Genomic DNA, 24,551 nt, shown 5'->3' with positions numbered 1-24,551 from the left:
CTCGACTGATGCGCACCATCCGCCGTCGACGGTCCCTTTATTCTTTAGGAGTTTTTCATGGCTGATTCAGCCCGCGCCGCCAAATTGGCTCAGCGCATTAAAGTTGTGGTGGCTGAGGCTCTCCGTCGCCGGGTCAAGGACCCGCGCGTTGAAGGTCTTACAGTCACTGACGCCCGCGTCACCAATGACTTGCAGCACGCCACCGTTTACTACACAGTATTTGGCGACGAGACTGCCCAGTCGGAGGCCAAGATTGGACTGGAACGTGCCAAGGGTGTTCTGCGTGCCGAGGTTGGCAAGAACATCACTGTGCGCCTGACGCCCACCCTGGAGTTCGTTGCCGACGTCATTCCGGAGAACGCCTCGAACCTGGAAGCGCTCCTGCGGGTAGCCAAGGAACGCGACGCCAAGCTGGCAGAAATCTCGGCCAACGCCGAGTTCGCCGGCGATGCAGATCCTTACAAGAAGGACGAAGACGACGCCGAAGAGGCGTAAGCTCTTTCTTCAAGAAACGACGCCGGGCCTGTCACCAACTCCATGTTGGTGACAGGCCCGGCGTTCGTATTTTCCCCGCAAGGGGTGGGCATGGCGTTGACTTCACGACGGACACCGAAATGTTCGGGCCGTTGATCCCGTGGACCCGATCTCTTTCGACTCCCTGCTGAGCAGCGAGGAACTCGCCTTGCGTGAGCGGGTCCACCGGCCTCAAAGGACCCTTCTCGTTCCTGAACGAGGCGCGCTACGGCAGTGCGTGGGGTTCACAGCTATGACGGCCTGGGGGCGTTCCGGTGAGTGGTTAGTAGCGGTCAAAGTTGCCGGTTGCGGCGATGCCTGCCTCAGCCTCCGGCGTGTAATATTTGTCCTCAAGCTGAATGGAGTAAATCCAGGTCAAGCTGCCGGTGGTGTGGTTTGCGATGGCCTCCACTGAAAACGCTGTCCCTGTTTTGTTGCCCAGGCCAGGGTTCCAGCTCGATTTTCCGGAACCATCCTTGAACTCAGGCCCAATGCCTGAGAATTCGTCCAGGGCACGGAACCCCAACTCATTTTTGGCACGGTCAATCTCGGCATTGGCGTCCTGCGCATCCGGGAAGTTGTAAAAGATGTCTATGCGGTCAACATATTCCGTTGGAACTCCGGGCCGGACCCGGATGGTGTCGGTGGTCATGGTGACCACGCCATGGGGTGTTGTGATGCTGACATCGATCTTCTTCTCCGAATCCGTTGCGATCAGGATTCCATCCGATCCTTCGCTAAAACCAAGGGCAGACATGGCCAGCGGGCGTTCGGAGACGTCAAAGTTGGCCTGCCTACTGCTCTTGATGTCTTTGATCCCCTCGGGGGTGAACTGTGAATTGCCATTGACCACGACGGAGGGCTCCTTGGATGCAGGTGAGGTTGGAAGCAGGGAACAGCCGCCCAAGAGGACCACTGCAAGTATCGCTGCACTTAGACTTCGCTTCATGGTGCCCCCAGAAGATCACGGACTGGTTTGGGTACCATACGGTACTCGTCTACTCGCTCAGGCATAGGCTTCACCATCTCACCATAGGGGTTGTCCCGGCCGTGCAGCCAATCCTCGTAAGCTCCCAGGGTGTCCTGGTCAATCAATGCCCATCGGTCTTCCCGCACGGAGATGTTACCGTGGTGGACATCCACGCCAAGGGGCGGGATCCTGCCAAAGTCAAGGTATGGATCTGCTGCCGGGAACTGCTCATAGTAGGAGTCGGCGCCCACAATGCTCGGTTTGCCCAGAACCGTCATGGCCTCGGTAAAGGCAACACCCGAGGGCCGGTCCCTGATGTTGTCGTAGTCGTCAGCAATGACAAAGTTCTGCTCTCGGTCAGCAATGTTGTAGGAAGCCTTGTGCAGAAGTTGCTTCTGGGTTGTTGTCAGACCGTGATAGTCCTGTGGATTTGAGTACTGCGGCACCGAATCAATATTGCGCCACGCTTGATCCATGGGATCCGTGACAAGCCCGGCAGCCCGCATTCGTTCAATTTCGGCGAGGCCGCCCTGTTGAAAGGCAAAGTGTTGTGAGCCAATATCGGTGAAGATTTGTTTTTGCATCGACAGGAAAGTTGTCTCGTAGTAAGCCAAATCTTCAGCGCCCAAGTTCATCAAGCTTTGCAACGCCGCGTATCGCGCGGGATCCATGTCCGCAAGGAACTCGCTTGCGTCCTGCCCGGCATCGGCCATCTTGTGCAGCACGGCAAGATCTTCAAAGCCGGCAATGAAGGTGGGGCCCACTTGGTTGGCCATGCCGATCCATTCCATGCGGGGATCGTTCTTGTAGAGCTCTGCATAAAACGCGTAGACCTTGTAGATGTCTTCGCGATTGTAGTCAACGCCTTTCGCAGGGTCCCAGTGTGCTGGATCAATCCCGGCTTGGCGCATGGCTGATTCCGCCCAATACTGCTCCAAGAATTTGCCGTAGCCGTTGGGCTTGTCAGTGAGGCGGAGCGATGCAAACTGGCCGGAGTCTGCGAGTTTGTCCAGCACGGTCTTCGCGGCGTCAGCATTGGCCTGGGTCGCACGCACCCACTTCTCAAACTCTTCGGAGCTCAGATACTTCTGAATCTCTTCCGCGCTCATCCCGGCCAGCTTGTTTTCCAAGTCTGCTCCCGGAGTGCCACTTGCGGTGGCAGTCATTGAACTGCCGCCGGTGTCTAGGGATGCCGCTGAGCTGGCCTGGTGCTGCTCGTCGGCATTGCGCAGCAGCATTTGCGCCGCCGTCTCCAGCTCGGCACTAACGCTACGAATGCTCTTTAAGTGGGATGTGCTCCAGTCCCGGCGGAAACGATCGCTGTCCTGGCCCTTCCATTGCAATGCCGCCAGTGCGCTGCCCAGAGAGGAAGAAATCGTCGTCAGACGCTTCGAGCACGCTGAGAGGTCTTGGGCAAAACCGCGCAGTTCCGCCACGTCAGCGCCATAAAATGTACCGGACAAAAGTTCCGCCTAACGGGTTGAGGCTGGTGCCTCAAGCACCTCCCCGCGGGACGGAGAGGTGCTTGCAGGAAAACAGAAGGTCAGTTGCCCCAGATGATCGGGTTGTCCCGGTAGGGGTTGTCGCCGTACTTGACGTAATTGTAGTTCGAGTCATCGTAGCTGGCGGTCGTAATGGCGTCACCCTTGGGTGCCAGGAACACCGTGCACATAGTTTTGCTGGAGCCTACGACGTAGGTGAAGGCGTCATCCTCGCCAGTTGTTTCAAAGCTGTCGCTCTTGCAATCGTCCATGGTGCCGAAAACAATGAGCTTTTGCGCGTCGGTGCCGTCCTTAAGCTGGGCGCTGATCCGGGGATCACCAATTCCAGCCGAGGGGCTGCTCAGTGAGGTCAACTTGACGTCCGTGTAGACGTAGTAGGGCACCTGGCCGGCAAACTTGGCGGCGTCCTTGAAGTCGGCAAGATCGGCTTCGCTGCCTGCCACAATTTTGGTGACGTTGGTCTCGTGTGTGGATTCCTTGTACTTGGGTGTATCGCGTTCTCCGCTGTTGCTGTGCGTGTTGGCAACCTGGCCAAACTTCAATTTGGTCCCCGGGGCCGTCAATGTGCCGGCAGCTGCAGGTGCCGCCGCGGCAGGCGTAGATTCCTCAGTGGCCGCCATGGTGGATTCGCTTCCGCCCCGGGCGCCACCTGTTGCGGATTTGCTGTCAGCAGGCGTCGCGCTCTGGGTTGCTGCTGATTTCGGGGCATCCTTGGGTGCGGCCGCGCCGGGCAAGCACCCGGTCAAGGCGATCAGCACCGCTGCGCCGGCGCCGAGTGCTGTCAACGATCGCTTGTAGCTGTTGGAAGCTGGGGTGTTCATGATTCTCCGTCTCAAAGGGTGGCCGCACAATTACTACTTTCAATAGCGTAACCAGGGTGGCCGGAGTCGGCCATGGGGACAAGTCACCATGGGCCATGCCCGGGTGCGGATATACTTCAAAGCGTGCTTTCTGGACTGGTAATTGTAGACAAACCGCAGGGATGGACCAGCCATGACGTGGTGGGTCGGATGCGAAGGCTGGCGGGGACCCGAAAAGTGGGCCACGCCGGCACCTTGGACCCCATGGCCACGGGAGTTTTGGTGGTGGGCATCAACAAGGCCACCCGCCTGCTGACCTACATCGTGGGCACCTCCAAAACCTACGAGGCCACGATCCGCCTGGGTGCCACCACCATCACGGACGACGCCGAGGGCGATGTCACCGGGACCTCCTCCACGGCGGCAGTCACCGATGAGGCCATCGAAGCCGGCATTGCGAAACTCCGCGGCCCCATTTCGCAGGTTCCCAGCAGCGTCAGCGCCATCAAGGTCAACGGTGAACGCGCCTACGCCAGGGTGCGCGCCGGCGAAGACGTCAAGCTCGCCTCCAGGCCGGTCACCATTCACACCTTTGACGTCCTGGCCATCCGCCATGGAGTTACAGCTGTTGCCACGGACGCTTCCACGCGCGACGGCGTAAGCTACGTCGACATTGACGTCACCGTGCGCTGTTCTTCCGGCACGTACATCCGCGCGCTGGCCCGGGACCTAGGCGCCGATCTGGGCGTTGGTGGTCACCTCACCGCCCTGCGCCGCAGCGCCGTTGGGCCGTACACTCTTGACCGTGCCCGCACTCTTGAAGAATTGGCCGAAAATCTGGAAATTCTCGACATTGCCGACGCGGCCCGCGCGCTCATGCCGGTGCGCGAGCTGACCGCCGCCGAAGCAAATGAGCTTTCCTTCGGGCGCCGCATTCCGGCCAGCCCCGAAGGCACCCACACAGTTGACGCGCCGGCAGCAGCTTTTGCGCCTGATGGAACCCTCGTGGCACTGCTGGCCGACGCCGGCAAGCATGCCAAGCCTGTGCTGGTTTTCCCGCCGGACCCCGAAGCTAAAACCGCTGTCGTCACCGAGGGGCCAAGCCAGTGATCCTTGACGCCTGGTTTATTATTGGCGCCATCGTTGGGTTGACCTCCACCGTTGTTTGTGTCGTTGCGGCGGTGATGAAAAAGAAACCCAACGACGTCACGCTTCTGGCGTTGATCGCCGTCGAACTTTTCATCGTGGCCTACGCCATCGGTTCGATCATTCGGCTGGCAAATGGGGAACCTCTTGCAGGGGAGCCCTGGGAATTTTGGGGCTACATGTTCACCGCGGCGGCGCTGCCCGTGGCCGGTTTCTACTGGGCCATGATGGAACGCACGCACTGGTCGAACTACGTCATGAGCGCAGTGGGCGTCACAGTGGTTGTCATGCTGGCCCGAATGGCACAGATTTGGTATGGCACGGGCCTCTCCGCACAAGCCGCGCCGGCACTGGAATCACTTCAGCAAGGACTTGGAATATGAGCACTCCCAACACAGCCAAAAAGGAAACACCAACGGGGCGAACATCGGGCCCCGGTCGGCTGCTGATCACGGTCTATGGTGTGTTTGCCATCTCGGCCACGGCCCGGGCGCTCCTTCAGATCGCCACAAAGTTTGACGAAGCCCCCGTGGCCTACACCCTTTCCGCCTTCGCCGCGATCGTTTATATCGTGGCAACCGTCTCGCTGGCCAAGCCGGGCGCGAAATGGGCCACGGTTGCCACAGTTGCCATCTGCATCGAACTTCTCGGCGTCCTGGTGGTGGGGGCCTTGAGCCTGGTTGATCCGGCCGCATTCCAGCACGCTAGCGTATGGAGCAAGTTTGGCCAGGGCTACGGCTACATTCCGCTGCTGCTGCCCATCATTGGTTTGATTTGGCTGTACCGTCACAGGGAAGCCAAGTGAGGGTTTTGGAACACACTGTGCCCAGCCCGGTCCTCTCCGACGGCTTCACCACGCTGCGTCGTTTCACCGTGGAGGATGCGCAGGCTTTTGCAGCCATCCACCACGACCCCTTGAACGTGACCTGGACAGCCTCCGACGCCACCATGAGCCGAGCCCGTGCCGCCGAGTTCATCACCGGATCCATCGCCGCCGGCTGGCATGCAGGCAGCGATCTCCGCTTCGCCATCGTGGATACGCGCTTGGGCACCGATGGTAGTGCCGGCGATATAGTCGGCACCCTGAGCCTGCACGAGATCTTTTCAACCTCCCGCGGCGGCTCCGCCAGCGTTGGCATCAAGATGCTCCCGGCCGGCCGTGGGACGGGCAGCGCACAACGGGCCATCGAACTGTTGTGCGGCTACGCCTTCGGCAACCTGGGTCTGGAAATTCTCCACTGGCGCACCACCAGCGCCAACGCCGGAAGCAATTCCCTGGCCAAACGCTGCGGATTTGTCCTGGCCGCCGAGATTCCCGGCTACGGCCACCAAGACGCACAGGTTGCCGACGGCATGGTGTTCAGCCAAAGCCTGCGTCAATTCCAGGCCAGGGACCAAGGCGCTGCCGAGCCTGAAAAAGCCGCCGTGGAGATTGCCCCAGTGGTTCCCGTCCTCCGTAACGACGCCGTGGTGCTGCGGGCGCTGACCATGGCTGATGCCACGCAATTGGTGGAAAACTGCATCAACGAAGATTCCGTACGCTGGACCACCGTGCCGCTGAATTACACCATGGAGCACGCGGAGTTCTTCATCAACACCCTCACCCCACAGGGCTGGGCCTCAGGGGAAACCCTGACCTTTGCGGTGGTGGAACCAGCCACGGACGGCCTTCTTGGCACGGTGGACCTGCAGTGCAAAAATCCGGGTGCCGCCAGCATTGGCATCAACTTCGGGCCCCACGCCCGGGGCACGGGAGCAGCGGAAGCGTCCGTCCGCCTGCTGCTGGACTACGCGTTCAACCAGCTCAACCTCAGCTATGTGCATTGGCATGCCTTGGCGCCCAACTGGGGAAGCCGGAAGCTGGCATGGAAACTCGGATTCACCTTTGACGGCGAAATTCGCGGGGACTACAACGACCGCGGCACACCGGCGGACCGATGGGTGCTTTCACTGGCAGCAACCGATCCCCAGACTCCCCAACATCCCTGGACAGGCCCGGGGCCTGTCAGCAGGTAATCTGGAAGCGGTATTGGGGACTTAGGGCATGAATGCCCGTTTGGTCATGAACTTAGTGGATGAGGAAAAGTAGTGCAGATTTGGAACTCATTGAATGAGGTTCCCCAGGATTTTGGCCCCTGTGTGGTCACCCTGGGGAACTTTGATGGGCTGCACCGCGGGCACCAGGAGGTCCTGGCCCAGGTCCGGGCCGAAGCCGCCGCGCGCAACGCCCGTTCGGTTGCGCTGACCTTTGACCCCCATCCGGCACTGATTCACAGGCCTGAATCGGCGCCGGCACAAATCATGGGCCTGGCGGACAAGATGGTTGCCATGGGTGATTTGGGCCTGGACGGCGTGCTGGTCATGCCCTACAGCCTGGAGTTCGCCCAGCAGAGCCCCGAGGAGTTCGTCAAAAGCGTGTTTGTCGACGCACTGGGTGCCTGCGCCGTCGTGGTGGGCCACGATGTCCGCTTTGGCAGGGGCAACACGGGGGATCTGAACACCATGGTGGGCCTGGGCGCGGAGCTGGGCTTCGACGTCGTGGTGGTCGATGACGAAGGCCACGACCGCCGCTGGTCCTCCACCTGGGTGCGCGAGGCGCTGGGCAAGGGCGACGTTGACACGGCGGCACAAGTCCTGGGCCGTCGGCACTCCATGAGCGGGGAAGTGGTGCACGGCGCCGCGCGTGGCCGCGAGCTGGGTTTCCCCACAGCCAACTTGTCGCCCGATGCGTGCGGGATCATCCCGGCCGACGGCGTGTACGCCGGCTGGTTGGTTGACGCCGATCAGCACCGCTGGCCCGCCGCCATCTCCGTTGGCTCCAACCCCACCTTTGTGGGTGTCAACCGGCAGGTTGAGGCCTACGTGCTGGACAGGCCGGCGGAGCCTGTTGAAGCCTTTGACCTCTACGGGCAGCATGTTGTGGTGGAATTCGTGCAGCGGCTGCGCGGCATGGTGGCCTACACAGGCCCGGAAGCGTTGATTGAGCAGATGCACCAGGATGTGCTCGACAGCCGGGAAATTCTTCGCGAACACTAAAGAGCCATTGCTCACTTCGCTTCGACTAACAGTGACTTCTGCACTAAACTAAGGCATAGAGTCCGGCTGCAGTCCGTGGTGGCTGGATTCCACTGTGTTTGACCAAGGAATTGTGTCAATGCACAGCTCAACATGTTCACGGCACATTCAAGGAGTTACTTGTGGCATTAGACGCCGCTGTAAAGCAAGAAATCATGCAGGCTTTCGCAACTAGCGAAGGCGACACTGGTTCGCCCGAGGTTCAGGTGGCAATGCTCTCACGACGCATCGCTGACCTGACCGAGCACCTGAAGATGCACAAGCACGATCACCACACCCGCCGCGGCCTCATGGGCCTGGTTGGTCGTCGTCGTCGCCTGCTTGGCTACCTCAAGGACACCGACATCGCCCGCTACCGTACGCTCATCGAGCGCCTCGGCCTGCGTCGCTAGCATGAGACGATAGGCGGCCTCCCCGCAAGGGGAGGCCGCCTATCCTAGTGTTGACCGTGACCGCGGTTGCACGAAACTTACACAAGTTGCCAACCGGACACCGCGCATTCGCGGTCCTCGGTAGTGGCCTCCGGGACGCAGCGATCATTCGCTGCACGCCCGTGGGCCTCGATCGAAGACCGGGTGTTGTACAGCCCTTCACAGCTTTACCCGGTGGAGTGTCTGGGATGGTACCGGTTGGTTACTTGGCGTAAGTGTTTACAACACCTACACAGAAATGGAGGTGACTCTCTATGGAGGGTCCCGAGATTCAGTACGCAGAGGCCGTTATTGACAACGGCCGTTACGGCAAGCGCGTTATCCGCTTCGAAACCGGACGCCTTGCCCAGCAAGCCGCCGGCGCCGCAATGGTTTACATTGACGAAGACACAGTGTTGCTGTCCGCCACCACGGCTGGCAAGCACCCCCGTGAAGGCTTCGACTTCTTCCCGCTGACGGTTGATGTGGAAGAGCGCATGTACGCCGCCGGCCGCATCCCGGGCAGCTTCTTCCGCCGCGAAGGCCGCCCCTCAACCGAGGCCATCCTGGCTTGCCGTTTGATGGACCGCCCGTTGCGCCCGGCCTTCGTGAAGGGTCTGCGCAACGAAGTCCAGATCGTTGTCACGGTTCTGGCCATCAACCCGGACGTTCTGTACGACGTGGTCGCGATCAACGCTTCCTCCATGTCAACACAGCTCTCCGGTTTGCCGTTCTCCGGCCCCATCGGCGGCGTTCGCGTTGCCTTGATCGACGACGGCCAGGGCCCCCAGTGGGTTGCCTTCCCGAAGCACTCCGAGCTGGAAAACGCCGTGTTCAACATGGTGGTTGCCGGCAAGGTTGCCGGTGACGACGTTGCCATCATGATGGTTGAAGCCGAAGCGACCGACAACTCCTGGAAGCTCATCAAGGAACAGGGCCACCAGGCCCCCACCGAAGAGGTTGTTTCCGAGGGCTTGGAGGCTGCAAAGCCGTTCATCAAGGCACTCTGTGACGCTCAGGCAGACTTGGCAGCACGCGCAGCCAAGCCCACCGTTGAGTTCCCCGTCTTCCTTGACTACGAAGATGACGCTTACGCCGCCGTCGAGCAGGCATCAGCTACCAAGCTGGCAGCCGTGTTCACCATCGCCGACAAGCAGGAGCGCGACAACGCCTCCGACGCCTTGAAGGATGAGACCATTGCCGCTTTGGCGTCCGACTTCGCAGGACGCGAGAAGGAACTCTCCGCAGCTTTCCGTTCCGTGACCAAGCACGTCATCCGCCAGCGCATCCTCACCGAGCAGATCCGCATCGACGGCCGTGGCCTGACGGACATCCGCCAGCTCACCGCCGAGGTTGAAGTTCTGCCCCGCGTGCACGGTTCGGCCATCTTCGAACGCGGCGAGACCCAGATCCTGGGTGTCACCACGTTGAACATGCTCAAGATGGAACAGCAGATTGACTCGTTGAGCCCGGTAACGCGCAAGCGCTACATGCACAACTACAACTTCCCGCCGTACTCCACCGGTGAAACCGGCCGCGTGGGCTCGCCCAAGCGCCGCGAAATCGGTCACGGTGCCCTGGCTGAGCGTGCACTCGTGCCCGTTCTGCCGACGCGTGAAGAATTCCCCTACGCCATCCGCCAGGTCTCCGAGGCCTTGAGCTCCAACGGCTCAACGTCCATGGGCTCAGTTTGTGCATCGACCCTGTCGCTGCTCAACGCCGGTGTGCCGTTGAAGGCTCCCGTCGCAGGTATCGCCATGGGCTTGGTCTCCGACCAGGTTGACGGCCAGACCCGCTACGCCGCTTTGACCGATATCCTCGGCGCCGAAGATGCTTTCGGCGACATGGACTTCAAGGTTGCAGGTACCGCAGAGTTCGTCACAGCCATCCAGCTGGACACCAAGCTCGACGGCATCCCGGCCTCCGTTTTGGCTGCTGCACTGAAGCAGGCCCGCGAAGCCCGCCTGCACATCCTCAGCGTTCTGACCAGCGCCATTGACGTTCCGGACGAGCTCTCCGAGTTCGCTCCCCGCGTCATCGCCGTGAAGATCCCCGTGGATAAGATCGGCGAGGTCATCGGCCCGAAGGGCAAGATGATCAACCAGATCCAGGAAGACACCGGCGCTGACATCTCCATTGAAGATGACGGCACGGTTTACATCGGTGCAACGAACGGTCCGTCAGCTGACGCCGCTCGTTCAGCGATCAACGCCATCGCCAACCCTCAGATTCCTGAAATTGGCGAGCGTTACCTGGGCACAGTTGTTAAGACCACCACGTTTGGCGCGTTCATTTCGCTCACGCCGGGCAAGGATGGTCTGCTGCACATCTCCGAGCTGCGCAAGCTGGCCAATGGCAAGCGCGTAGACAACGTTGATGATGTTGTTGCCGTGGGTCAGAAGATCCAGGTTGAAATCACCAAGATTGACGACCGCGGCAAGCTGTCCCTCTCACCGGTAGTTGCCGATGAAGAGAACGCTTCCGAAGAGGCCGTTACTGAAGGCGCTGCTGAGTAATTCATGGCGATAACCCTTTTGCCGCTGACAAGCGCTGCCGATGGCCTGGCCTCCGACGAATCCACACTGATCTCCGGAACGGCGGGAGGCGCAGTAGTGCGCCGCTCCGTCCTGCCCGGAGGTGTGCGGGTACTGACCGAGGCCATGCCCGGACAGCGTAGTGCGACAATCGGGTTCTGGGTTGGTGTTGGCTCTCGGGATGAATCCGAGGGCCAACACGGCTCAACCCATTTCCTGGAACACTTGCTGTTCAAGGGAACCAAGCGCCGCACGGCGTTGGAAATTGCTTCCGCCTTTGACGAGGTGGGCGGCGAATCCAATGCAGCGACGGCCAAGGAAAGCACCTGCTACTACGCACGGGTGCTTGACTCCGATCTGCCCATGGCCATCGACGTCATCGCCGACATGGTCACCTCAGCCGTGATTGACACGGCCGAGCTGGAGCAGGAACGCGACGTCATTTTGGAGGAAATCGCCATGGACGGCGACGACCCCACAGATGTTGCGCACGAAAATTTTGTGGCAGCCGTTCTTGGTGGCCACGCCCTGGGACGCCCCATTGGCGGCACCCCGGAAGCCATCAAGGCTGTTCCGCGGGAATCCGTGTGGGCGCACTACCAAAAGCATTACCGGCCCGAGACGCTTGTCATCACGGCAGCAGGCGGCCTGGACCACGACACCGTCTGCACCCTGGTCCTGGACGCCCTGCGCACAGCCGGTTGGTCGCTGGATGAGGGTGTTGCGCCGGCCCCGCGCCGTGCCAACGATGTGGTTGCCGTGTCCGGCACTGCCGGCCTGCACGTGATCAACCGGGCGGTGGAGCAGGCCAACATCATCTTGGGGTGCCCGTCACTGCGTGCCACAGACTCACGCCGCTATGTGATGAGCGTGTTGAATTCCATTCTTGGTGGCGGCATGTCCTCGCGCCTGTTCCAGGAAATCCGGGAGAAGCGGGGCCTGGTGTACTCCACCTACTCCTTCGCCTCCTCCTACGCCGACACCGGCTACTTTGGTATGTACGCGGGCTGCTCGCCGGCCAAGGTGGGCCAGGTCATTGGACTGCTCAGTGCCGAGCTGGAGAAGCTGGCAGCCGACGGCGTGAGCGACCTTGAGCTGAAGAAGGCCCTGGGCCAGCTCTCCGGCGGCATTGTGCTGGCTCTGGAAGACAGCGGATCGCGCATGTCACGCCTGGGTCGTGCCGAAATTGTCACGGGCGAATTCATGGACATTGACGAATCCCTTGACCGGATCCGCAAGGTCACGGCCGCCGAGGTGCAGGAGCTGGCCCGCGAACTCGCAGCCGCCCCGCGCACCATCACGGTGGTTGGCCCGTTTGAGGAAACCGAAACCTTCGGCCTCTAGGCTTTTCCAACTGACCCGCAGAAGTGGTCGAAAAAACGCGCATTCGCGGCATTTTTCGACCACAACTGCGGGTCAGTTTTCGTTTTAAGGAACGACGGCGTTTCCTGCCGCTTCTGTTCTCGGATAGGAGCGTCGGCGGTACCCGGTGGGACTGAGCCCGAATCGTCGCTTGAAGGCAGAGCTCAGGGCGAAGGGGGTGCCGTAGCCAACCTCGGCGGCAATCTGGGCGGTGGTCAGCTGAGGGTTTGCGAGTAGTTCACTGGCAAGGAGCATGCGCCAGTTCGTCAGGTATGTCATGGGCGGCTCGCCCACAATACTGCGGAATCGACTGGCCAGGGTCCCACGCGAAACGTTCAGGCGATGGGACAGTGATTCCAGCGTCCATGCGTCGGCGGGAGACTCGTGGAACAACGCAAGCGCCTGGGCCACGAGTGGATCGTGGCCGCCGGCGAGCCACCCGCGTGCGGTGTGGGGATGGAGTTTTGCCCAGGCCCGGATCGTGTGAACGAGCAGCACATCCAGCAGTCGATCGATGGTGCTGCCCTGTCCAGGTGCATCGCTGGCGATTTCGCGCTCGAGGAACCTGACAAGAGCAGGGTCGATCTCATGGGCCGGGACGACGGCGACCCGGGGGAGCGCAGCCGTGACGGCGGAACTGACCTCTGCGTCGGTCTCATAGGTGCCGATGAGCATTGTCGTCTGGCCGGCCGCCGTGTTTCCCCACGTGCGCATGCCGCGTTTCATGCTGAGCTGGAGGTCTTGCCCGGACGGTGAACTGCACAGTTGCCCCGGGTGGACTATCACGTCGGGGATGCGAAAAGGATCATCAGTGACGATGTAGGGGCCCGGGCCCCGAACCAGGGCGACATCTCCTGGCTGTAGCTCGAGCTGCTCGTTATCGGCTACGAGCCAAGCTCCGCTGGACAGCATGGCAATGACAGTGAGCGGCGCCTGGTCTTGGACATCGATGGACCACTTCGGAGCCATGACCACGCGCAGGGCGAAGGCCCGGCGTGCCCGAGGGCCATCGAGCAGGTGTGTGAGCGGATCCATGCAATCATCCTAGACGATCGCGTATGTAAAGACGTGTTTGAACTATTCAAACATTGAACGGGGTGTTGTTGACTGGTGTCATGACTACTCAAAGAGTTCTTGTTCTTGGTGGCACCGGCCGTACCGGTGCTCGCATAGTTCGTCGGCTTGCCGAGCGCGCCGTACCCACCCGCGTTGCCTCTAGGCAGGGGGAGTATCCGTTCGTGTGGGAAGACCGTGCAACGTGGGATGCCGCATTAAAAGGGGCGTCATCTGCTTACCTCTGTTATTCGCCAGATCTTGCCTTCCCTGGCGTCGTGGAACTGATCGCGGAGTTTGCCCAACGCGCACGGGAGTTGGGCGTGAATCGTCTCGTGCTTTTGTCGGGCCGAGGAGAAGAGGGCGCACAGGCCAGCGAACGGGCCGTGCAGACCACGGCAGCTGAATGGACGATTGTTCGGTCGTCGTGGTTCGCGCAGAATTTCAGCGAACATTTTTTGCTCGGCCCTGTTCTGCGCGGGCGACTGGTCCTGCCGGCTGGCGACGTCGTCGAACCTTTCATTGATCTCGAGGACCTGGCGGAACTCGCCACCGCTGCGCTCATCGAGGACGGCCACGCCAACACGGTTTATGAGGTGACCGGGCCGCGACTTTTGTCCATGCACGACGTCGCTGCGGAGATTTCCGCGGCGACCGGGCGCAGTATCGACTACGCGCCCAGCACTGCAGAAGAGTTCATGGCCGATCTTGCCCGTGACGGCATCCCCCGTGATGACACTCAAGCCCTGGCTGAGCTATTCGAGGAAATTCTCGACGGCCGCAATGCCACCGTTACCAGCGACTTAGAATCTGCGCTCGGCCGACCCTGCCGGGACTTCGCCGACTATGCGCGGCGCACTGCCACGAGTAACGTCTGGCAAACAGGTTTCCAGGACCAGCGATGACGACCACGCTGCAGAGCGCCCTCACCATCGCAGCGGCGCTCGGTGCAGGAATTGCGGCAGGCGTGTACCTGGCCTTTCCCGCGCTGGTGATGCCTGCACTACGCATCGTCCCCGCCCGGACGGCAATTGCTGCGATGCAGCAGATCAATATCAGCGCGATGCGAGGGCCCTTCATGGTCGTCTTTTTCGGTGGCGCCGCGGCTGCCGCAACAATCGTCGTCTCGGAACTAGTCTCCGGCGCTGTCGCGGAGGAAGGTCCCGTTCGTATAGTGGGCGCCGGACTGGCTCTGGCCGCGGTTGGCATCACGATCGTGCGGAACGTTCCGCTCAACGATCAGCTCGCCCGTATCACGCCGGATTCACCCGATATCGCGGACCGGTGGCGGTCATTTGAGAGGAGCTGGAGCATCGCCAACCACGCTCGAGCGTTCGCCTCGATAGCTGCGACAGTCATTCTAGCTGTGTCGCTCGCAACGACATGATGCCAGACAAAGCCTGCTCAATTCCGTGTGGCGTTCAGCATCCGTTCGGCAGCCTCCCGCAGGAACGCCGTCGTCGCCGCGTCGCCACGCACCTCGTACTGGACCCCCTCCGGAATCCATGCCAGTGACGACATGAGCTCGTGCGGGCTGCGGCCCCCGATAGGCCACGCCGTTTTGAACGCACCAACGGATCGTGCGCCCTTGGCCCACGGTCCGAAGTACTCACGCATCCGCTCAATCGGAAGGTCCATCACCACCTCCGCTGTCACGGTGCCCAGCAGGGAGGACACGGCTGCGGCGACAAACTCGGCAGCATCGCCGGCTGGAAGCTCACGAGGTTCGAATTGAACCCGAGTGGCGAAGAATTTCTCGAGCCGATCAACTCGGAACGTTCGCCACGCCTCCCGGTGAAGATCCCAGGCCACCAGGAACCAGTATCGCTGGGCGGCAACGAGTGAATGCGGCTCGACGACACGATCGGTTTCTGCCCCATTGGCCGCCACGTAGTGAAATCTGATGCGCTCCCGATCGCGACAGGCAAGGGCGAGCTTCCCCAGTACTTCTGGCGTCACCGCCGGCACATCCGGGTGCACCGGCTGCACGTGACCGGCAAGCGCGTTCACCCGTGACCTCAGCGCTGCCGGCAATACCTGTTCGAGCTTGGCCAGCGCCGTCAGGGTGGTCAACGCTCCATCAGCGAGTCCCTGTGTGGCCGCCACCCGGAGGCCGATCGCCATGGTGACCGCTTCGTCATCGGTCAGCAGGAGCGGAGGAATCGAAGCTCCGGCCTCGAGGCGGTAGCCGCCATGGGTGCCCGGCGCCGACTCAATGCGGTAACCGAGTTCCCGCAGCCGCTCCACATCGCGGCGCAGTGTTCGCCCGGTGATGCCCAGACGCTGCGCAAGTTCCGTTCCTGACCAGTGCCGGTGAGTCTGCAGCAGGTTCAGAAGGGACAGTACTCGCGAGGTTGTGGTGGATTCTGACATGTTCCAAGATTAGTTTACGTTGCGGACAGAAACTGTCCTCAAGGAACAATAGCCTTGGCACATGACAAACGAAACCATCATCACAGCCCGCGGGCTGACGAAAAAATTCACTGTTAAGCGAGAACGCGTCGACGCCGTCACCGGCCTGGACCTGGATGTCCAGCGTGGAGAACTCGTGGCCTTCCTTGGCCCCAACGGTGCTGGCAAATCAACCAGCCTGCGAATGCTCACCACGCTTCTCCCTCCAACCTCCTGCACCGCTTGTGTGGCGGGCTACGACGTTCGCAGGGAACCAAACGAGGTGCGACGCCGTATCGGCTACATCGGTCAGGGCAACAGTGCCGGCCACTATCAGCGGGTACGCGACGAGCTGCTCAGCCAGGGCGCCTTCTACGGAATGGGGCGCGCCCAGACCCGGCGACGGGCGGATGAACTGCTCGAATCCCTCGACCTTGCCCCGTTGGCGAAGCGTGGCGTGTTGAGCCTTAGTGGCGGACAGAAACGCCGTCTGGACATCGCACTTGGGCTGCTGCATTCGCCGGAACTGTTATTTCTGGATGAACCCTCGACTGGGCTCGACCCGCAAAGCCGGGAAAACCTGTGGCAACACATCCTGGACCTGCGCCGCACGCACGGCACCACCATCTTCGTCACCACGCACTACCTCGATGAGGCTGACAGGTTCGCCGAACGCGTCATGGTCATGGACCACGGCAGGCTCATCGCCGATGATACTGCCTCCGGATTGAAGACCATCCTCGCAGGCGATGTGATCACGCTCGGCTTCGACAGTGCTGGCGACGCCGCGGCCGCCCGCCCCATCGCCGCCACCGTGACCGGCGCGTCCGTCTCAGTCAACGGCCAGCAGCTGGAGATCACCCTTGACCACGGTGACCGGGTGCTCCCTCGACTGCTCCGCGAACTCGACACTGCAGACACAGCCGCGGCCACCGCCGGGCTACGCCAGCCCACCCTCGACGACGTGTTCCTCGCCCTCACCGGGCGAAGCCTGCGCGACGACAGCGGAGCGGGCGAAACAGCAGCCGGAAAAGCAGCCCAAGAAGAATCAGCCCTGAAGGAAGAGGTATCGGCATGACCACCACAGCCACTCACAACACTGTGCCCGTTCGCTCCAACGCAGTTCGCGACTCCTGGAATGTGCTCGTCCGCGAGCTGCGCCCCGTGGTTCGAGATCCCTTCTCGCTGATCTTCAGCCTGTTGCAGCCCCTTGTCTTCCTGGGGCTGTTCGGTCCGCTGCTGATCGGCGGCTCGGATGCCCCGGCCGGGGAGGTGTTGCAATGGTTCGTGCCGGGCATCCTGGTCATGATCGCCTTGTTCGGCACCGGTGTCACCGGCTCGAACCTGCTCATGGAAATGCAGACGGGATCACATGAACGAACGCTGGTGGCGCCGATCGCCCGCCCGGCACTCCTGATCGGGCGGGCGCTGAAAGAGATGGCGCCGATCATGGTGCAAGCCGGGGTGATCGCGCTGGCGACCATCCCGTTCGGCTTCTCGGTGAATCCGCTCGGCATGCTGCTGGGCCTAGTGCTGATCGCCATCTTCGGGATGGGGTTTGGTGCTCTGAGTTACACGCTTGCCCTGGTCAGTCGCAGTCGGGACTGGATGTTCTGGGCCGTACAGCAGGCGACCATCTTCCCGCTGATGATCCTCTCCGGCATGCTGCTGCCACTGGAAGACGGCCCGCGGTGGATGCAGGTGGCTGCTGCCTTCAACCCGATCAGCTACGTGGTTGCGGCTGAGCGGGCACTCTTCGCGGGCGAGCTGAGTTCGCCGGATGTGCTTTGGGGTTTCCTTGCGGCAGCCGTGTTGGCCGCGATTGGCTTGGCCGTGGGGATCCGCTCGATCAGGCGCAGTGACTAAACGACGTGCGAACGGCGGCATTTTGTCTCGTAGCCCGTAGCTCCTCAGTTCTGGCAAAAGAGTTCTTGACGCTCACGCAGTGTCAGCGTATAAAACGAGAACATGGAACCGTTTAGTAGCCATGACGTGATCACAGAACCCCTGACCGCCATGTCCTCCGCAGGGCATGCTGCGGCGGCCATCCGCGCCGGACGGAGCACAGCGGCCGAGGTCACCTCGGCGTTGCTGGCACGGATTGCTGCCGTGAATCAACGAGTGAATGCCATCAGCGAGGTCGACCCGCAGGGTGCGATTGTCACCGCAGCTCTTCTGGATGAGTCGATTGCACGCGGTGAACCAGGCGGATCCCTCGGGGGAGTGCCGATGACGGTGAAAGATGCCTTCCACGCTATTGGCCTACACACCACTTGGGGCAATCCGGCATTCGCTGGTGAGGTGGCCGATTGGGACGCGGCAGTTGTCGCCCGGCTGCGCCGTGCCGGGGCCGTGATTGTGGGGAAAAGCAACGTCGCCATGATGCTCGGTGACTTTGGCCAGAGCCGCAACCCGTTGTCGGGGACCACCAACAATCCGTGGGATCTCGGACGTACCTCGGGCGGGTCATCTGGGGGAGCTGCGGCCGCCATCGCCTCTGGATTGAGCTATCTCGAGTATGGTTCGGACCTGGTGGGTTCGATCCGGATTCCGGCGGCATTCTGTGGGGTCTACGGGCTCAAGCCGACGGCGGGCACTGTGCCGCTATCGGGCCTGCAGCCGCCTGGGCCCAAGGCTCTTGCATCCGACCGGCCAGCAGTAGTTGGGGTCGGTCCCTTGGCTCGGAGTGCCGGAGATCTTCGGCTCGCCCTTCAGGTTACCGGCGGCCCCGACGACGCCGATGAGCTTGCCTATCGCTGGGAGCTGGCACCGCCGCGATGGCGGACATTGGCCGATTACACGATGGGGGTCGTGTTGGACCACCCTGCCTGTCCTGTGACGACGGCAGTCGGTGACGTGTTGTCCAACGCCATCGACGTGCTTGCCCGGGCTGGGGTCACCATCAAGTACGGCTGGCCCGATGGAATCGATCCGACGAAGGTGGCAGAGTCGTTCGGAGTGCAAGTCGGGGCGTATCTGGCCTCGGTGGAACCAGGTGGAACGCTCGATGGTCTCGATTATCTAAGGCACGAACACTTTCGGCTGGCTACCCGAGCTGCCTGGGCAGACCATTTCCGTGAAACTGATGCCTTTCTGTGCCCAGTCACTTTTTCGCCGCCGCTCCCGCATGACACCAGAGCATTCCATGAGCGGACTATCGAAACACCAGCAGGGGCGAGGCCCTACACGGATCTGCCGTTTTGGATCGCCCAAGCCTCACTTGCCGGCCTGCCACCGTTGTCCGCCCCGGCGGGGTGGACAGCAACAGGCCTGCCGGTGGGTGTTCAGATACTCGGGCCCCGGCATGAGGACGACACCGTCATCACCCTTGCTGAGCTGATGGCCGAGGTCATTGGCGGCTTCCTCCATCCACCGCTGGTGAGCTCGGTGGAAGCACCGCGGCCAAACCGTGACGGCGTCGGCAATCACCGAGGTGCCGATCACCCAGGGGCCGATCCCGCCGTCGTCGGTCACAACGGCCAACCATCGTGACCACACATCTACCGAGCGAACGGAGTGCACAAGCGTTCATCGCCGAGCTCCGGCTTCTTGCCTCGGAGGCTGAACAAGAGAAGATCCAACGCTATTTCAAATCCGGCGCCGGTGACTATGGTGAGGGGGATGTTTTCCTAGGCGTTCGCATGGGCGAGGTATTCGCTCTGGCTTCGCGTTATACGGATATGTCACTGAGCCAGCTGGAAGAGCTGTTGGAGAGTCCGCTGCACGAAGCACGGGCTGGTGCTGTGAAGATTATGGCCAAGCAGTCCGGAAGTAAGGCCGCGAGTGGCCAGCGTCAAAAGGAGCTGTTTGACTTGTTTCTGCGACGTATTGACCGCATCAACAATTGGGACCTTGTGGATCTTGGCGCATGGGATGTGATTGGCCGCTATCTCGCCGACAAGCCCCGGGGCATCCTGGACGAACTCGCAGGCTCAGATGATCTTTGGGAGCGCCGCACAGCCATCCTGGCAACCTTGCACTTCCTGCGACGCGGTGAAGTTCAGGACACCGTGCGTCTTGCCGCGTTGCTTCTAGATGATGACCAGGATCTCATTCACAAAGCCGTAGGGGGCGTGCTGCGAGAGGTGGGAAAGCATGATCGAGAGCGATTGCTACAGTTCCTCGATGCCCATGCGGCCGCCATGCCGCGGACCATGCTGCGCTACGCCATGGAGCACCTCGATGCGCAGCAGAGAGCTCACTACCGTGGTGTTGGCCCAGCGGCTTACTGACTCTGCCTCGAGGCGATCAGCTGTTCCACGATCCGTGTCTTTGGACCGCCTGCCAGCGCTGGAGAAACGCTCGGGGCAGACCACACCTGGGCCTTCAGCCGGCCTAGGAACTGCTCCGCCTCTGCCTGGGTGGCAAAGTCCAGGTCAAGCACCACATAGTGTTCCTCACCCACCGGGCGGAACACCCTTTCGGCCCTTACTCCGGAAGCTTCCCGCCCCAGCGGATCGGCGTCGTAAGCGCTCTTCCACATGCCAAAGTCCTTGATGCCGTGTTCAATTTGCAAGGTAAACATTGTCCCTGGTCCTTTCATGGATACTGCTGCCTTGACTGTAGGTGTCCTCGCTACCAGGGACCATCCCACAAATCTGGGATCTGCAGATCGTGGCCAGAACCCGAGGCGCGCATACTTGAGAGATGACCAGCGAATGGGCACTGCGCCGCTGTTTGGACCGGGTTGCGGCATTAGGGGATGCGCACCTGGAGAGTCATCTTTACCGAGCCGGCGTGCTTGGTGAGCTGCGCGCCGTCGTCAGTTTTGACGGCTGGGTATGGCCGCTCGCGGATCCTGTGACAACTGTGGGCATTGCCCCGATGGCACAGGTGCCTGGTGTGCCGGAATTGCCGCTGCTCATCGCGCTGAGGTACCGGACCCTCATCAACAGATGGACGGTCCTGCCCACGCATCCGTCTCGGGCGGTGTCTTTGCAGAAGGCAACCGGGAATGAACCTGGCCGCAGCGAGATGTGGAAGGAGCTTTTGGAACGGTACGGGGTGGTGGATGTCTTGTCCGTTGCCTTCGCCGATAAGTGGGGACTCTGGGGTTGGCTTGAGCTGTGGCGCGGACCCGGCGATTCCGATTTTTCCGACGCCGAGGCACACTGTGTGGAGTCCATGGCCGGCCTGATTGCTACGGGTTTGAGGGAATGCTCCGCCCGCGAATTTCAGCTTGGCGTCACGGGGGATGCCGTCTCTGGGCACCGGCAAGCCGTGTTGGTGCTTGCTGATGACTTGTCCGTCATCAGTCAAACCGAATCGGCCGTGTCATGGCTGGAATTGTTGCAGCGGGCACCCCAGCCGTATCAGGGGATTCCGGCGGAAGTGCTGAACGTGGCAGCACAGCTGATGGCAGTGGAACGGGGAGTTGATGCCCACCCTTCCCGTTCATGCCGACATGTTGGCCAAGGAATATGGGCTGGACTTTCGGCCGCGAGAATGACGACGACGGCGTCCGGAGCCACGGCGCCCATTACGGTCACCATCCAAGATTGCCTGCCCGCGGAACGGCTGGCAGTCTTTGAGCGCAGCTTCGCCCTAAGCCCGCGGGAATGCCAGTTGTTGGAGCGCTCTGCTGCAGGTCTGGACACGGCAGGGTTGGCCGGCCACCTGGGAATCAGCCGGTATACCGTCCAAGATATTTTCAAGGCACTTTTTGGAAAATGCGGTGTTCAAAGCCGCGGTGCCCTGCTGGCCATGGCACTGGGGCCCCTGGCGGCAACTGGCACGTGAATTACGTGACTCGACCCGTCATGAGCGAGAGCGTGGGATGGGCCCACAAGCGCCAGGGTCCCGCTGCCATCCCGCCAACTGCAGTAGTCCCCACCCGGTCCCCAACCTCGTCGATCGGGGCCCTCGCGGGCGTGGGCCCCTTGAAAAAATCGAATTCGCGGTGTTTTTCGACCACTACTGCGGTTCAGTTGGTGGGCGGCTTCGCCGCGTCAGTGGCACCTGTAAATTCAGTGGCACCTGTAAATTCTGCCGTGGCTTATGCGCAGCCGTGGAAACGAGTGTGGCGCATACACCCCATTCTGGGCACACCAGCTTTGGCTATGCGTCGCGCCAGGAGCCAGCGCGGCGCAGCTGTGACACTGACGCAATGCCCGGTATCAGCAGTGCGCATGCCCAAAGCGGCCCCGGCTTATGCGCCACGCCAACTCCCAGGCTGGCGCATAAGCTGCCAACACCACACAGCTGGCCACCAGCGGACTCTTAAAGAGCTGTGGGCAGCTCCGATACTCAGGTCACCCTCACCCAAGCGGCCCAACGAACCCTATTTACGCATCAGTTGTCCAGTGGGATCAGCCGCCGGCGAAGGGCGGGAGGACGTCGACCACATCGCCTGGCTGTAACGCCACGGTCAGGTCACGCGCGGCGACTTCATTGAGCAGGTAGCTGCACCGGGTTAACAACTCTGAAAGTGGGGGAGTGTGGCCGGAAGCCGATACCGGAAAACTCGCCACCAACAGCTCCGACAAGTCGGCGAGTGTGAAGGGTTCGGTGCCAGCCAGCGCGGCCAGGTCAACACCCTGCTCCTCAACTCCCGTGGCAGCAGCGGCTGCGGCAAAAAAGCGTACGTTCATGCTCATCCTCCAATGGCGCTCATGCTGCGGTCGGGTTGGACAAAATCGGCGTCGCCCAAACCGGGGTGGCCCATGCCGTGGGCTTTGGGTTTGGCCCACATGGCGTCCTGCCAGCGGGCGGCGACGGCGTCATCGTCGGACGCCGAATCCCCGGCGCGCAGCAGCTCCAGCAGATCCACCTCGGTGCGGGAAAACAAGCAGCTCATGACTTTGCCTTCGGCGGTGATGCGGGTGCGGCGGCAATCGGCGCAGAAGGGCTCGGTGACGGAGGCGATGATGCCCACAGTGCCCAGGAGCTCCGTGGCGCCACGGTGGCGGACCTCAAAGCGTTCGGCGGGTGCGCCGTCGCGGGCCCGGGGATCTGCCGAAAGGTCAAAGTCGGCGGTGAGCAGTTCGCGGATCTCGGCGGCCGTGATCATGCCATCGCGCGTCCAGCCGTGGTCGGCGTCGAGCGGCATTTGCTCGATGAAACGAAGTTCGTAGCCGCGGTCAAGGCTCCACTGCAAAAGTTCCGCTGCGTGTGCGTCATTGATGCCGCGCAGCAACACCGCATTGATCTTGATGGGTGTCATGCCGGCCGCCGAGGCCGCCTCGATCCCGGCTTTCACTTGGTCCAGGAAGGGCCGGCGCGTGAGTTGCAGGAACGCATCGTGGTGCAGGGTGTCCATGGAGACGTTGAGCCGCGTCAGCCCGGCGTCGGCCAGGGCCTGGGCCTTCTTCGTCAAGCCCACGCCGTTGGTGGTCAGCGAAATGGGCAGTTCCGGATGGTTCGCACGCAGGGCAGCAATGATCTCCACCAGATCCGCACGCACCAGCGGCTCTCCGCCCGTGAGCCGCAATTCGCGCACACCCAAGCGGTTGACGCCCAAACCGACCAGCCTGACGATCTCGGCCGCGGTGAGAAGCTTGTCCTTCTTCAGCCACTCCAAACCTGCCTCGGGCATGCAGTAGGTGCAGCGGAGATTGCATTTGTCCGTCAGCGACAAGCGCATGTCGGTGGCCACGCGGCCAAACTGGTCCAGCAGGCCGGTTTCCGCCCCACCCAGACGCGGGCGGCCGGAGCCTGTGGGGGCCTGGCGGACCTCCGGAATGCCCAGTGCAACGCGTTCTGTGTCCATGTCTCAACGCTACGCCATTATTGGCGTTTCGGGGTCACTGCCGCGGCCTGCTGTCCTGTCTCATCTAGAGTGGACCAATCTCATTTCACATGGACCATTAGCAAGATCTGTCTCATTACAGGTGGACCATCCGGCTAATCTGTCTCACAACACCTGGACCACCGGAACGTGATTCGATGGAGCCTGGCGTGTTCATATCTTGTCCCGCATAGGGCCCGCGGGCTTTTTTGCGGGCTGGTCATACGGGAATTGGGTGGCTGCGGAAACGCGGTGATCGTGATCCGGAGAATTTGGGGTGTCGCTTGCGCCGGTGGTGTACCGGTTTGCTGGACGCTTGGGTTACGTCCACAGCTGACAATCCAAACGGGGTGTTTCACTATGACGACAACCGATATTCGGTGGTTGTCGTTCCGACTATTACGGCGCTAGCGGCGTGCATTCGTAATTCAAAAGACAATCGTTGCCAGTCAAAGTGGCCTCACAAACGTGTTCTAAGATGACCTAATGAAAAACGACAAAATCGTTATTAGAACAACTACCGAAGCCGACTGGCGCGAGATTCGGGAACTGCGGCTGGAAATGATCAACGACACCCCAATCGCATGCTCCGAGACTGACGCCGATGCCATGGCGGTGGACGAAACCGAGTGGCGTCGCCGTGGGGCACAAGGAACACGAGAAGGCTCCATCACAGTAGCGGCGATTGCTGAAAACGGGAATTGGGTAGGAACCATGGCCTCGTACATAGCAGACCCCAGCGTTGGGCCTCTCCTTGTAGGTGTATATGTAAACCCCGACTTCCGAGGCGCTGACGTAGGCCTAACGGACACCTTGCTATCGGCCATTGAAGTCTGGGCCCGGAACAACGGCGGACGCCTCACACTTCACGTGCATGAGGCCAACGTGAATGCACAAAGGGCCTATTCAAAAAGGGGCTTTGAGCTCACCGGCCACTCAGCTCAATACTCTCTAGATGCCAGCAGTCGTGAAGTGGAGATGACCAAGGAATTGACGCCTGCAGCAATTTGAGGCCGCCTAGATCCGTAGCGTTGAACCGGCGCTGAGGAGTCCGCTCAAGGTTCCCCTA

25 protein-coding genes are annotated in these 24,551 nt (G+C 61.4%); 17 read left to right on the top strand and 8 right to left on the bottom strand.

The features are described from left to right. Window positions 1-57: 57 nt before the first annotated feature. Window positions 58-495 (top strand): 30S ribosome-binding factor RbfA, encoded by a 438-nt coding sequence (gene rbfA, locus CVS28_RS13280; RefSeq protein WP_103466357.1) that lies wholly within the window; start codon window positions 58-60, stop codon window positions 493-495. Window positions 496-796: 301 nt separating this feature from the next. Here the strand turns inward: rbfA and CVS28_RS19755 are convergent, their stop codons facing one another. The 3 genes from CVS28_RS19755 to CVS28_RS13265 form a co-directional block, all read right to left on the bottom strand. Further along, the gene (locus CVS28_RS19755) at window positions 797-1,366 is read right to left on the bottom strand and encodes a hypothetical protein (RefSeq protein WP_165788156.1); all 570 of its coding nucleotides are present in this window, start codon (window positions 1,364-1,366) and stop codon (window positions 797-799) included. 92 nt (window positions 1,367-1,458) lie between these two features. Continuing rightward, window positions 1,459-2,946 (bottom strand): WXG100 family type VII secretion target, encoded by a 1,488-nt coding sequence (locus CVS28_RS13270; protein ID WP_133159136.1) that lies wholly within the window; start codon window positions 2,944-2,946, stop codon window positions 1,459-1,461. Window positions 2,947-3,026: 80 nt separating this feature from the next. Then, window positions 3,027-3,806, bottom strand: a complete 780-nt coding sequence (locus CVS28_RS13265; RefSeq protein WP_103466360.1) for a hypothetical protein — start codon at window positions 3,804-3,806, stop codon at window positions 3,027-3,029. 123 nt (window positions 3,807-3,929) lie between these two features. On the opposite strand from CVS28_RS13265, the gene truB reads away from it, so the two are divergent. The 8 genes from truB to CVS28_RS13225 all read left to right on the top strand — a co-directional run bounded on the left by truB (window position 3,930) and on the right by CVS28_RS13225 (window position 12,294). After that, window positions 3,930-4,895: a tRNA pseudouridine(55) synthase TruB gene (truB, locus tag CVS28_RS13260; protein WP_207797210.1), complete on the top strand. Its 966-nt coding sequence runs from the start codon at window positions 3,930-3,932 to the stop codon at window positions 4,893-4,895. Next, window positions 4,892-5,314 carry a hypothetical protein gene (locus CVS28_RS13255; RefSeq protein WP_243399886.1) on the top strand — a complete coding sequence of 141 codons (423 nt, stop codon included), beginning with the start codon at window positions 4,892-4,894 and terminating at the stop codon, window positions 5,312-5,314. The genes truB and CVS28_RS13255 overlap by 4 nt, the downstream gene beginning before the upstream one ends. Further along, window positions 5,311-5,736 carry a hypothetical protein gene (locus tag CVS28_RS13250; protein WP_103466483.1) on the top strand — a complete coding sequence of 142 codons (426 nt, stop codon included), beginning with the start codon at window positions 5,311-5,313 and terminating at the stop codon, window positions 5,734-5,736. Before CVS28_RS13255 ends, CVS28_RS13250 begins: the two co-directional genes overlap by 4 nt. Continuing rightward, window positions 5,733-6,947, top strand: a complete 1,215-nt coding sequence (locus CVS28_RS13245) for a GNAT family N-acetyltransferase (protein ID WP_165788155.1) — start codon at window positions 5,733-5,735, stop codon at window positions 6,945-6,947. Before CVS28_RS13250 ends, CVS28_RS13245 begins: the two co-directional genes overlap by 4 nt. Before the next feature lie 72 nt (window positions 6,948-7,019). Next, window positions 7,020-7,967, top strand: coding sequence for a bifunctional riboflavin kinase/FAD synthetase (locus CVS28_RS13240; RefSeq protein WP_103481820.1), 948 nt, complete (start codon window positions 7,020-7,022; stop codon window positions 7,965-7,967). Between the two features lie 161 nt (window positions 7,968-8,128). Next, window positions 8,129-8,398 carry a 30S ribosomal protein S15 gene (gene rpsO / locus CVS28_RS13235; RefSeq protein ID WP_103466364.1) on the top strand — a complete coding sequence of 90 codons (270 nt, stop codon included), beginning with the start codon at window positions 8,129-8,131 and terminating at the stop codon, window positions 8,396-8,398. 293 nt (window positions 8,399-8,691) lie between these two features. Continuing rightward, a complete protein-coding gene (locus CVS28_RS13230) occupies window positions 8,692-10,932 on the top strand; it encodes a polyribonucleotide nucleotidyltransferase (protein ID WP_103466365.1) in 2,241 nt (746 codons plus the stop codon). 3 nt (window positions 10,933-10,935) lie between these two features. After that, the gene (locus CVS28_RS13225; RefSeq protein WP_103481819.1) at window positions 10,936-12,294 is read left to right on the top strand and encodes a M16 family metallopeptidase; all 1,359 of its coding nucleotides are present in this window, start codon (window positions 10,936-10,938) and stop codon (window positions 12,292-12,294) included. 84 nt (window positions 12,295-12,378) lie between these two features. Here the strand turns inward: CVS28_RS13225 and CVS28_RS13220 are convergent, their stop codons facing one another. Further along, complete coding sequence (locus tag CVS28_RS13220; RefSeq protein ID WP_103481818.1) at window positions 12,379-13,347, bottom strand: AraC family transcriptional regulator; 969 nt, start codon at window positions 13,345-13,347, stop codon at window positions 12,379-12,381. 80 nt (window positions 13,348-13,427) lie between these two features. On the opposite strand from CVS28_RS13220, the gene CVS28_RS13215 reads away from it, so the two are divergent. Then, window positions 13,428-14,270 (top strand): Rossmann-fold NAD(P)-binding domain-containing protein, encoded by an 843-nt coding sequence (locus tag CVS28_RS13215; protein WP_103481846.1) that lies wholly within the window; start codon window positions 13,428-13,430, stop codon window positions 14,268-14,270. After that, on the top strand, window positions 14,267-14,752 hold the full coding sequence (locus tag CVS28_RS13210) for an anthrone oxygenase family protein (RefSeq protein WP_103481817.1): 486 nt from the start codon (window positions 14,267-14,269) through the stop codon (window positions 14,750-14,752). Before CVS28_RS13215 ends, CVS28_RS13210 begins: the two co-directional genes overlap by 4 nt. Window positions 14,753-14,769: 17 nt before the next feature. Here CVS28_RS13210 and CVS28_RS13205 read toward each other — a convergent pair whose 3' ends face one another. After that, window positions 14,770-15,738: a helix-turn-helix transcriptional regulator gene (locus CVS28_RS13205; protein ID WP_103481816.1), complete on the bottom strand. Its 969-nt coding sequence runs from the start codon at window positions 15,736-15,738 to the stop codon at window positions 14,770-14,772. A 61-nt stretch (window positions 15,739-15,799) separates the two neighbouring features. Between CVS28_RS13205 and CVS28_RS13200 the strand changes: the two genes are divergently transcribed. The 4 genes from CVS28_RS13200 (at window position 15,800) to CVS28_RS13185 (ending at window position 19,988) form a co-directional block, all read left to right on the top strand. Next, window positions 15,800-16,834: an ABC transporter ATP-binding protein gene (locus tag CVS28_RS13200; protein ID WP_207797209.1), complete on the top strand. Its 1,035-nt coding sequence runs from the start codon at window positions 15,800-15,802 to the stop codon at window positions 16,832-16,834. After that, complete coding sequence (locus CVS28_RS13195; protein WP_103481815.1) at window positions 16,831-17,622, top strand: ABC transporter permease; 792 nt, start codon at window positions 16,831-16,833, stop codon at window positions 17,620-17,622. Before CVS28_RS13200 ends, CVS28_RS13195 begins: the two co-directional genes overlap by 4 nt. 102 nt (window positions 17,623-17,724) lie before the next feature. Beyond that, window positions 17,725-19,248 carry an amidase family protein gene (locus tag CVS28_RS13190; protein ID WP_207797208.1) on the top strand — a complete coding sequence of 508 codons (1,524 nt, stop codon included), beginning with the start codon at window positions 17,725-17,727 and terminating at the stop codon, window positions 19,246-19,248. Next, window positions 19,245-19,988, top strand: a complete 744-nt coding sequence (locus CVS28_RS13185) for a DNA alkylation repair protein (RefSeq protein WP_103466371.1) — start codon at window positions 19,245-19,247, stop codon at window positions 19,986-19,988. The genes CVS28_RS13190 and CVS28_RS13185 overlap by 4 nt, the downstream gene beginning before the upstream one ends. Here CVS28_RS13185 and CVS28_RS13180 read toward each other — a convergent pair. Then, complete coding sequence (locus CVS28_RS13180) at window positions 19,982-20,281, bottom strand: hypothetical protein (protein ID WP_103466372.1); 300 nt, start codon at window positions 20,279-20,281, stop codon at window positions 19,982-19,984. The genes CVS28_RS13185 and CVS28_RS13180 overlap by 7 nt on opposite strands. Before the next feature lie 122 nt (window positions 20,282-20,403). On the opposite strand from CVS28_RS13180, the gene CVS28_RS13175 reads away from it, so the two are divergent. Continuing rightward, window positions 20,404-21,495, top strand: coding sequence for a helix-turn-helix transcriptional regulator (locus CVS28_RS13175; RefSeq protein ID WP_103481814.1), 1,092 nt, complete (start codon window positions 20,404-20,406; stop codon window positions 21,493-21,495). Between the two features lie 569 nt (window positions 21,496-22,064). On the opposite strand, the gene CVS28_RS13170 is transcribed toward CVS28_RS13175, so the two are convergent. Further along, complete coding sequence (locus CVS28_RS13170; RefSeq protein WP_103481813.1) at window positions 22,065-22,346, bottom strand: MoaD/ThiS family protein; 282 nt, start codon at window positions 22,344-22,346, stop codon at window positions 22,065-22,067. Between the two features lie 2 nt (window positions 22,347-22,348). After that, a complete protein-coding gene (moaA, locus tag CVS28_RS13165) occupies window positions 22,349-23,464 on the bottom strand; it encodes a GTP 3',8-cyclase MoaA (protein WP_103466375.1) in 1,116 nt (371 codons plus the stop codon). Between the two features lie 504 nt (window positions 23,465-23,968). On the opposite strand from moaA, the gene CVS28_RS13160 reads away from it, so the two are divergent. Continuing rightward, window positions 23,969-24,493, top strand: a complete 525-nt coding sequence (locus CVS28_RS13160) for a GNAT family N-acetyltransferase (protein ID WP_103481812.1) — start codon at window positions 23,969-23,971, stop codon at window positions 24,491-24,493. The last annotated feature ends 58 nt before the right edge of the window (window positions 24,494-24,551 follow it).

The organism is Arthrobacter glacialis (assembly GCF_002909415.1).
Classification (GTDB): domain Bacteria; phylum Actinomycetota; class Actinomycetes; order Actinomycetales; family Micrococcaceae; genus Specibacter; species Specibacter glacialis.
This window is presented reverse-complemented; position numbering and strand designations above follow the sequence as displayed.

Coding starts and splice junctions, on each gene's coding strand:
- rbfA (WP_103466357.1), top strand. CDS start 58: ATGGCTGATTCAGCCCGCGCCGCCAAATTGGCTCAGCGCATTAAAGTT.
- CVS28_RS13265 (WP_103466360.1), bottom strand. CDS start 3,806: ATGAACACCCCAGCTTCCAACAGCTACAAGCGATCGTTGACAGCACTC.
- CVS28_RS13250 (WP_103466483.1), top strand. CDS start 5,311: ATGAGCACTCCCAACACAGCCAAAAAGGAAACACCAACGGGGCGAACA.
- CVS28_RS13230 (WP_103466365.1), top strand. CDS start 8,692: ATGGAGGGTCCCGAGATTCAGTACGCAGAGGCCGTTATTGACAACGGC.
- CVS28_RS13225 (WP_103481819.1), top strand. CDS start 10,936: ATGGCGATAACCCTTTTGCCGCTGACAAGCGCTGCCGATGGCCTGGCC.
- CVS28_RS13220 (WP_103481818.1), bottom strand. CDS start 13,347: ATGGATCCGCTCACACACCTGCTCGATGGCCCTCGGGCACGCCGGGCC.
- CVS28_RS13215 (WP_103481846.1), top strand. CDS start 13,428: ATGACTACTCAAAGAGTTCTTGTTCTTGGTGGCACCGGCCGTACCGGT.
- CVS28_RS13210 (WP_103481817.1), top strand. CDS start 14,267: ATGACGACCACGCTGCAGAGCGCCCTCACCATCGCAGCGGCGCTCGGT.
- CVS28_RS13205 (WP_103481816.1), bottom strand. CDS start 15,738: ATGTCAGAATCCACCACAACCTCGCGAGTACTGTCCCTTCTGAACCTG.
- CVS28_RS13200 (WP_207797209.1), top strand. CDS start 15,800: ATGACAAACGAAACCATCATCACAGCCCGCGGGCTGACGAAAAAATTC.
- CVS28_RS13195 (WP_103481815.1), top strand. CDS start 16,831: ATGACCACCACAGCCACTCACAACACTGTGCCCGTTCGCTCCAACGCA.
- CVS28_RS13190 (WP_207797208.1), top strand. CDS start 17,725: ATGGAACCGTTTAGTAGCCATGACGTGATCACAGAACCCCTGACCGCC.
- CVS28_RS13180 (WP_103466372.1), bottom strand. CDS start 20,281: ATGTTTACCTTGCAAATTGAACACGGCATCAAGGACTTTGGCATGTGG.
- CVS28_RS13175 (WP_103481814.1), top strand. CDS start 20,404: ATGACCAGCGAATGGGCACTGCGCCGCTGTTTGGACCGGGTTGCGGCA.
- CVS28_RS13170 (WP_103481813.1), bottom strand. CDS start 22,346: ATGAACGTACGCTTTTTTGCCGCAGCCGCTGCTGCCACGGGAGTTGAG.
- moaA (WP_103466375.1), bottom strand. CDS start 23,464: ATGGACACAGAACGCGTTGCACTGGGCATTCCGGAGGTCCGCCAGGCC.
- CVS28_RS13160 (WP_103481812.1), top strand. CDS start 23,969: ATGAAAAACGACAAAATCGTTATTAGAACAACTACCGAAGCCGACTGG.